The organism is Sedimenticola hydrogenitrophicus (assembly GCF_025175675.1).
GTDB classification, from domain to species: Bacteria; Pseudomonadota; Gammaproteobacteria; order Chromatiales; family Chromatiaceae; genus Sedimenticola; species Sedimenticola hydrogenitrophicus.
On the sequence record NZ_JANIOA010000112.1, the window covers coordinates 1 to 1,174 of the forward strand.

Below are 1,174 nucleotides of genomic sequence, written 5' to 3' on the forward strand. Positions count from 1 at the left end.
GCAACAACGCCGGCGCCGACGGTACGGCCACCTTCGCGGATCGCGAAACGCAGACCCTCTTCCATCGCAATCGGTGCGATCAGCTTTACCGACATCTTCACGTTGTCACCCGGCATCACCATCTCCACCCCCTCGGGCAGGTCACAGGCACCGGTCACGTCGGTGGTACGGAAGTAGAACTGCGGGCGGTAGTTATTGAAGAACGGCGTGTGACGGCCGCCCTCGTCCTTGCTCAGCACGTACACCTCGGCCTCGAAGTGGGTGTGCGGGGTGATGGTGCCCGGCTTCGCCAGTACCTGCCCACGCTCCACCTCTTCACGCTTGGTGCCGCGCAGCAGCACACCCACGTTGTCGCCCGCCTCGCCCTGATCCAGCAGCTTGCGGAACATCTCCACACCGGTGCAGGTGGTCTTCATCGTGTCCTTGATACCCACGATCGACACTTCGTCGCCCACGTGGACAATGCCGCGCTCGATTCGACCGGTCACCACGGTGCCGCGACCGGAGATCGAGAACACATCCTCGATCGGCATCAGGAACGGCTTGTCGGTGTCACGCTCCGGGGTCGGAATGTAGCTGTCCATCGCCTCCACCAGCTTGACGATTGACGGCGCACCGATGTCCGAGGTATCGCCTTCCAGCGCCTTCAGCGCCGAACCCACGATGATCGGGGTGTCGTCACCCGGGAATTCATACTGGTCCAGCAGCTCGCGAATCTCCATCTCCACCAGCTCGAGCAGCTCTTCGTCGTCCACCATGTCGGCCTTGTTCATGTACACAAGGATGTAGGGAACGCCAACCTGGCGCGACAGCAGGATGTGCTCGCGGGTCTGCGGCATCGGACCGTCGGCCGCCGACACCACCAGAATCGCGCCGTCCATCTGCGCCGCACCGGTGATCATGTTCTTCACATAATCCGCGTGCCCCGGGCAGTCAACGTGCGCATAGTGGCGCGCTTCCGACTCGTACTCGACGTGCGCGGTGGCGATGGTGATGCCACGCTCACGCTCTTCCGGTGCATTATCGATGTCAGCGTAGTTTTTAAATACTCCACCCCGCGCTTCCGCCATCACCTTGGTGATCGCCGCCGTCAACGTGGTCTTACCGTGGTCAACGTGACCAATGGTTCCCACGTTTACGTGGGGTTTTGTACGCTCGAATTTTTCCTTGGACA

1 protein-coding gene is annotated in these 1,174 nt (G+C 61.5%); it reads right to left on the bottom strand.

Annotated features, from left to right (window positions below; translation table 11 throughout):
- On the bottom strand, window positions 1-1,174 hold a 1,174-nt coding region (gene tuf / locus NPX02_RS21180), incomplete at both ends, for an elongation factor Tu (RefSeq protein WP_260296053.1).